This window comes from Exiguobacterium sp. s95 (genome assembly GCF_018618655.1).
GTDB classification, from domain to species: domain Bacteria; phylum Bacillota; class Bacilli; order Exiguobacteriales; family Exiguobacteriaceae; genus Exiguobacterium_A; species Exiguobacterium_A oxidotolerans.
Genome location: NZ_JACSMM010000001.1, coordinates 857,134 through 864,176, shown reverse-complemented (window position 1 = coordinate 864,176; position 7,043 = coordinate 857,134). Strand labels below are relative to the sequence as shown.

General features: G+C 46.0%; 9 protein-coding genes. 5 read left to right on the top strand and 4 right to left on the bottom strand.

Translation table 11 applies throughout. The features are described from left to right. The 3 genes from KNP99_RS04700 to KNP99_RS04690 form a co-directional block, all read right to left on the bottom strand. Positions 1 to 518 (bottom strand): RNA-guided endonuclease TnpB family protein (locus KNP99_RS04700; RefSeq protein WP_215193043.1); only part of this gene is annotated, 518 nt, incomplete at its 3' end. 346 nt (positions 519 to 864) lie between these two features. Further along, positions 865 to 1,011 carry a hypothetical protein gene (locus KNP99_RS04695; RefSeq protein ID WP_214765251.1) on the bottom strand — a complete coding sequence of 49 codons (147 nt, stop codon included), beginning with the start codon at positions 1,009 to 1,011 and terminating at the stop codon, positions 865 to 867. Positions 1,012 to 1,061: 50 nt separating this feature from the next. After that, positions 1,062 to 1,232 carry a DUF5325 family protein gene (locus KNP99_RS04690; RefSeq protein WP_157898488.1) on the bottom strand — a complete coding sequence of 57 codons (171 nt, stop codon included), beginning with the start codon at positions 1,230 to 1,232 and terminating at the stop codon, positions 1,062 to 1,064. 185 nt (positions 1,233 to 1,417) lie between these two features. Here KNP99_RS04690 and typA point away from each other — a divergent pair, with 185 nt between their 5' ends. The 3 genes from typA to KNP99_RS04675 all read left to right on the top strand — a co-directional run bounded on the left by typA (position 1,418) and on the right by KNP99_RS04675 (position 4,826). Continuing rightward, entirely contained in the window at positions 1,418 to 3,265 is a 1,848-nt protein-coding gene (gene typA / locus KNP99_RS04685; protein WP_029330949.1) for a translational GTPase TypA, read from the top strand. Between the two features lie 28 nt (positions 3,266 to 3,293). Next, positions 3,294 to 3,647, top strand: coding sequence for a YlaH-like family protein (locus KNP99_RS04680; protein WP_029330948.1), 354 nt, complete (start codon positions 3,294 to 3,296; stop codon positions 3,645 to 3,647). A gap of 126 nt (positions 3,648 to 3,773) precedes the next feature. Continuing rightward, a complete protein-coding gene (locus tag KNP99_RS04675; protein ID WP_214845148.1) occupies positions 3,774 to 4,826 on the top strand; it encodes a PQQ-dependent sugar dehydrogenase in 1,053 nt (350 codons plus the stop codon). Between the two features lie 75 nt (positions 4,827 to 4,901). On the opposite strand, the gene KNP99_RS04670 is transcribed toward KNP99_RS04675, so the two are convergent. Further along, positions 4,902 to 5,105, bottom strand: coding sequence for a YlaI family protein (locus tag KNP99_RS04670; protein ID WP_088837461.1), 204 nt, complete (start codon positions 5,103 to 5,105; stop codon positions 4,902 to 4,904). Positions 5,106 to 5,225: 120 nt separating this feature from the next. Between KNP99_RS04670 and KNP99_RS04665 the strand changes: the two genes are divergently transcribed. Further along, positions 5,226 to 5,678, top strand: a complete 453-nt coding sequence (locus KNP99_RS04665; protein ID WP_088837460.1) for a PNPOx family protein — start codon at positions 5,226 to 5,228, stop codon at positions 5,676 to 5,678. Positions 5,679 to 5,717: 39 nt separating this feature from the next. Continuing rightward, positions 5,718 to 7,034, top strand: a complete 1,317-nt coding sequence (locus KNP99_RS04660) for a PhoH family protein (protein ID WP_088837459.1) — start codon at positions 5,718 to 5,720, stop codon at positions 7,032 to 7,034. Positions 7,035 to 7,043: the final 9 nt, after the last annotated feature.

Below are 7,043 nucleotides of genomic sequence, written 5' to 3'. Positions count from 1 at the left end.
TCCTGCTCGACGAGCAGGGAGACGAAGTATTTTCCTGAAGCGTTACGCCGGATGGTCGCGTTCAAGATGCGTCCGACGACCTGCCTCGAGTTAGCGAAACGCACCCATTTCAACTTCGGGAGTTTTAACTTGTTGCCGACGATCGAGACATCAGGAAGTTGAGACTTACCTTGAATGTTCGTCTTGTACGATTGAACGGGATTGCTCTTCGACTTGAAGCGAGGCCGTTCGTTCTGTTTCTTGAAGAAGCGGTCAAAGGCATCAGCAAGATGTTTGACGCTCGTCTGCATAGACGTGCTATCGACTTCCTTCAGCCAGTCGAACGCCTGCTTCAACGACGGGAGTTCTTTCGAACAAGACCCGAAGGACAGTCCTTTCCCTGTCGCTTTATACGTCTCATCCCACTTCGCTAAGAAGTGGTTGAAGACGAAGCGCGAACAACCGATCGTCTTCGCGATCAGGATTTCCTGCTCTTTTGTCGGATAGATTCTGAATTTGTAGGCCTTGTGAGTCAACATGATGTTCACCTCCTTACAACGGATATACCTGAAAGAGAGGGCGGCGATTCATCTCCCACTTTCACTAGGGCTTCACCCTGATCGTTTAGAAGTGGGCATATTCTCGCCTGATTTTGATAAAGGACGTTTTAGACTGTAGACAAAGTGCTATCGGGAGATACAGCGTCTTTTTTCGTTGCTTTCCTCGGGCGAGGCGCAAGCCGTTACTCCTTGATCTTCACGGACTACGAACAGGGTCTTGCCTGCCTCTGAAAGTGCGTTAAACACGAACTTTTTCCCGTATGAGTCACCAAACGCGACGCTTTTTTAGGTAATGCCGTGAAGGAAATCCAGACCTGCAGACGGTTTAGAGCGCAATCCGTCTTGAATCGCTTTTAAAGCGAAAAGCAATCGGTCGTGACCCTGCAGCTTTGCTGTAGCGGCGCGGAAGATTGCCGCTTTGAAGACGAGACGAGACAGGGAAGCGCGAACGGATTGCTTCTCGATATCGCATGCTCATGCTTCATAAGTTTGTCTACACGCTGAAACGCCCATAAAGGACGTTTAAGACTGTCTCCGAAGGCGGGCTTTCAAAACAAAACCGACGCCCATCGAAACAAATACTAGAAGTAGCGAGATGAAGACCATCAGCATGTTTTGTTCAGCGATGAAAATCCCGATCGCTGCCATCGAACCTACTGCTAATACTGCCAACAATAAAAAGACGAACCGCATATCATTTCCCCCTCGTTTTACGTGAGTACGTATTTAGTTTAGCGTGAAACGGGGTCAATGAAAAGGCTTTCGCTATAAGCTTGAATCATAGTCATTGCCAACTGCCACTCAACCTGTGCTATACTCTTAAAGTTGACCGAAAGTAATGTTGGATTATTTAAATGAATAGAAAGAGGTACACACTTATGACAACTTTAGTAAGAACTGATTTACGCAACGTCGCGATCATCGCCCACGTTGACCATGGTAAAACGACACTCGTCGATGAGCTTTTAAAACAATCTGGGACATTCCGTGCGAATGAACTAGTTGAAGAACGCGCAATGGACTCAAATGATATCGAGCGTGAACGCGGAATCACAATCCTCGCGAAAAACACAGCAATCGATTATAAAAATACCCGCATCAACATCGTTGATACACCAGGTCACGCCGATTTCGGTGGAGAAGTTGAACGTATCATGCGTATGGTAGATGGCGTTATCCTCGTCGTCGATGCACGTGAAGGCTGTATGCCACAAACACGTTTCGTATTGAAAAAAGCACTCGAGCAAGGATTACAACCAATCGTCGTCGTCAACAAAATCGATAAGCCGATGGTTCGTCCACTCGAAGTCGTCGATGAAGTCGTCGATCTTTTAATCGATCTTGGCGCAGACGAAGATCAACTCGAATTCCCAGTCGTTTATGCATCGGCAGTCAACGGCTCAAGTTCATTTGAACCTGAACTTGATAAACAAGAAGATACAATTACGAACGTTCTTGATTTGATTCTTGAGCACACACCAGCACCTGTCGATAACAGCATGGATCCACTTCAGTTCCAAGTTACGATGCTTGATTATGACAACTACCTTGGTCGTATCGGAGTTGGTCGTGTCTTCCGTGGAGAAATCAAAGTCGGCGATAGCGTTTCGCTTTCTAAACTTGATGGATCAATCAAAAACTTCCGTGTAACGAAATTATTCGGATACTTCGGCCTTAAACGCGTTGAGATCGAAGCGGCGAAAGCTGGAGACTTGATCGCAATCGCAGGTATGGAAGATATCAACGTCGGTGAAACAGTGTGTCCAACGTCACACGTCGATCCACTTCCATTGCTTCGGATTGATGAGCCAACACTTCAAATGACGTTCATCGTCAACAACTCGCCATTCGCTGGTCGTGAAGGGGATCTCGTTACTTCACGTAAAATCGAAGAGCGTCTTGAAAAAGAACTTGAAACAGATGTTTCGCTTCGTATCGAAAACACAGATTCTCCTGACCGCTGGATTGTTTCAGGTCGTGGTGAGCTTCACCTTGGTATCTTGATCGAAAACATGCGTCGTGAAGGTTACGAAATTCAAGTTTCGAAACCACAGGTAATCATCAAAGTTGAAGATGGCGTTAAAGTCGAGCCGTTTGAGCGCGTCGTCATCGATACTCCTGAAGAGTATACTGGTGGAGTCATGGAATCGATCGGTCTCCGTAAAGGTGAATTGACGAACATGCAAACAATGGATAACGGTCAAACGAAAATGGAATTCATCGTTCCTTCACGCGGTTTGATTGGTTACCGTAACGAATTCTTATCTGCAACACGCGGATACGGCATCATGAACCACACATTCGAAGAGTACCGTCCGTTCATCAACGCAGACATCGGTGGTCGTCGTAGTGGTGTTATGGTTTCGATTGAAACAGGAAAAGCGACTGCTTACGCAATCTCTGCTCTTGAAGACCGTGGAACGATCTTCATCGAGCCAGGCCTTGAAGTATATGAAGGAATGATTATCGGGGAATGTAACCGTGACGTCGATCTCGCTGTTAACGTTGTTAAAGCGAAACAATTGACGAACATGCGTGCATCTGCGAAAGATACGACAAACGTTCTTAAACGTCCACGTGTCTTCTCACTTGAAGAATCATTAACATTCTTGAATGAAGATGAGTACTGTGAAATTACACCGGAATCAGTTCGTCTTCGTAAACAAGTGTTGAACAAGAACGAACGTGAAAAACAAGACAAACGTCGTCGTCTTGGAAAAGACTGAGTTCTTAACAATGTAAGGGGGACTGGCAATGTCTGCACAACCTGCCGTTGCTTCTGATTTCTCGAAATTCGATATTCCTGCCGTCGCCAAGTTTCTTGGCGTCGGGAGTGATCCGAATAACTTAAGTGCGGGTTTCAATGCATTGATGATTACGGTCGTCATTTTGACGCTCGTCGTGTTTAAGCTAGGTTTTGCAAAGGAATTAGCTTGGTGGAAATCGCTGATCGTCTATCTTTTATTAGCTGTCTTTTCAGCGGCTTTAACACTCGTCTTTTGGACGTGGCCGATTCCTGAAGTATTGCTTGCGATGGTCGCCATCCTCGGAATTTATCGTTTCCGGATGTGGCGTGTCAAACGCGATCGAGAACAGACTGCATCTTAAATTCATTTGATTCGTCTAAAAGTCCGTCTTCCTTGTGAAGGCGGACTTTTTGTTTTATCGTTCAATCGGTAAATAAAGGAATAGAAACGAGAAAGTCAGGGGAAAAACCTTTAAGGAGTGATGAAAATGAATAAATGGAGTTGGCTCGCCCCGCTGAGTCTTACGATGTTATTAGTCGGTTGTGCAACTGATTCGAAGACGGAGGAGTCGAGTCAAACAGATACTAAACAAGAGGCTGAAGAGGGAGCCGACATCATTTTCGAGTCCCTGCAGGCACCGTGGAATGTCGAGACGTCAGGGGATACATTTTATATTACAGAACGAGATGGAAAAATCGTCGAAGGAACGCAAGGGGATTATTCGCGAACAGCCCCACGTCTGACGGAAGAAGTCGTGGCGGAAGGGGAAGGTGGACTACTTGGAATGGCCCTTGATCCCGACTTTGAAGAGAATCAGCTCGCTTATGTATACCATACGTATGAACAAGCAGGTGAGCTACGGAATCGTGTCATTTCAATCGAACGGAAGGATGGGGACTGGATAGAAAAAAGCATTTTACTGGATGGCATTCCTGGGTCCTCGATTCATAATGGCGGTCGAATCGAGATTGGGCCGGATGGTTACCTGTACGTCACAGCAGGAGATGCTGCAGTTCCCGAGAATGCACAGAAGCTATCCTCTTTGGCCGGAAAAATTTTACGGATGGACTTAACGGGAGAGCCGGTTGAAGGGAATCTGGAGGGATACGTCTATAGTTATGGTCATCGTAATCCACAAGGTCTTGTTTTTGTCGGAAATCAGCTTTTTGCGACCGAACATGGTCAAAGCGGACATGATGAAATCAATAAGATTGAACAGAAAAATTATGGATGGCCGTTGATTGAGGGGACGGAAAAACAACAAGGATTAGTCACACCGTGGTATGAAGTGGGAAATCGCTCCGTTGCACCAAGCGGGGTGACGGAACTTGATGGGAAGTTGTATTTCGGTACGTTGGTCGGGCAGAGCCTTCGCTCGATTGAAGAGAGCACGAAGCAAGTCGAACAAGTCGTAACGGATCGTGGACGCATTCGTGACGTCACGACAGATGGAATTGCACTATATTTCCTTACGAACAATACGGACGGCCGTGGAAATCCTGGGAAGAATGATGATGTTTTTGTCCGCTTCGACCCGTAAAGATATGAAAAGCTCCTTCGACATCATCCGGATGTCAGAGGAGCTCAAAGTTACTTCAGCATAGAAAGTAAGCCGTCACCATCTTTTTTTAGCAGACGCCCACGTCGGATATAAGTTAAAGTTCCCGGTTGCTTCGCGCGCAATCGTCCGTTGCTCGATACGCTCATTGCATTCATCGCACAAATAGATGCGAACCGGTTTGTTACGTAAGCGTTTTGCTGCGAAGGACCAGTCGTCGATCGTTTCGCGTTTATCGCAGATAGTACATTTTACACGCATTTCGAGGTCCTCCTCTTTTTTTACTAGTATACCATATTAAAAGATTATTCAGATGTAAAAAAGGGAATTGAACAACATGACTCGAAACTAAGTCAGTAAGATAAATAGGGGGGTGACACCATGGCAAATAAAATGGAACATCGTCTGAATCTAAAGCAACTCGAAGCGTTATCCGATTTACCACTCGTTTTTTTAATCACGCACGATCAATCGAAAAGTTGGCCCATCACTCATGCAATCAGTTGGGTTTATGCAAAAGATGAACAAACGGTCCGATTTGCGATTGAAGCCGATTCGCATATCGTCAAGACGTTGGCAGAGCATCCTGTTTTCACATTAATTTTCTTTGCCGATCAATCTGCCTATAGCTTGACGTGTACGGAGGTTAAGCGCTGGGATCCGGCAGCCGAAGTGCCATTAAAGCTTGCATTTTACGAAGGAATGGTAGAAGAAGTACGCGATATTTTATTTTACGGAGCCGCTGTATCCAATCGTCCTCGTATCGAGAAAACGTATGACGAAACGGCAGCGTTACGTCTAGATCAACAAATGCATGCGATTCTAAAAGCGTAACATTCATCAAAACTCGACTCTAAAGGGGCGAACGATGGAATGAAAAAAATATACGTGCTCGATACTAATGTCATGCTCCACGATCCATTATCTTTATTTCAATTCCAAGAACATGATGTCGTCATACCGGCAATCGTCTTAGAAGAGCTGGACGGGAAAAAACGAAATATGGATGAAGTCGGGCGGAATGCTCGAGAGACCGCGCGGATTTTGGACCAATTAAGGGAAGCGGGGCATCTTCATGCAGGGGTCCCGCTCGGAAATGGCGGCATCCTTCGTGTCGACATCGGTGACACGATCAGTGACGTCTCACCGTTCACACATGAATCGAATGACAATAAGATTCTCGAGTTGGCGTGGTCGATTCATCGAGAGCAGCAGGAACTACAGAGTGGACGTGACGTCATTCTCGTCTCAAAAGATATTCTCGTTCGTGTAAAGGCAGATGCGTACGGACTTGTCGCAGAAGATTACTTGACGGATCATATTGCGGATTTGACAGGGTTATATACGGGTTTCATTGAAGCAGTCGTCGACCAGGAATACATCGATGCCTTTTACGAAGACAAACGACTCTCAGTGGATATCTTGAATGAAAAAGTTTATCCGAATCAATTCGTCATTTTAAAAAGCAATGTATCGAAAGCTTCAGCTTTCGCTGTCGTCGATCAGGAATTGCCTATCATCCGGGCACTTTCGCTTGATATCAATCAAGTATGGGGTGTCGTCCCCCGTAACGTTCAACAGCGCATGGCGTTCGAATTGTTACTTCGGGATGATGTTCCGCTCGTTACACTCGTCGGCAAGGCAGGAACGGGGAAAACATTGCTCGCACTTGCGGCCGGGTTGTTGCAAGTCGAAGATGAACATCGTTATAAAAAACTAGTCGTCGCGCGTCCTGTCGTTCCGATGGGAAATGACATCGGCTATTTACCGGGTGAGATGGAAGAGAAGCTTCGACCATGGATGCAACCGATTTATGATAATTTGGAGCATTTGTTCAATACGGGTTCGGGTGATGAACTTGGAAATATCCTAGCGGGCATGAAATCGATTCAGCTTGAGGCATTAACTTATATCCGCGGGCGGAGTATGCCGGGACAGTTCATCATCATCGATGAAGCACAAAACTTAACGAAACATGAAGTGAAAACGATTTTGACTCGTGTCGGGGAAAACTCGAAAATTGTTCTCGTCGGGGATCCGCAACAAATTGACCATCCGTATCTCGATGAATATTCAAATGGTCTATCCTATGCAGTTGAACGGTTAAAAGGTGAACAAATGACAGGGCACGTCAAACTCGTCAAAGGGGAACGGTCGAACCTCGCGCGTCTTGCGGCCGACTTGCTTTAAAAAATAAAA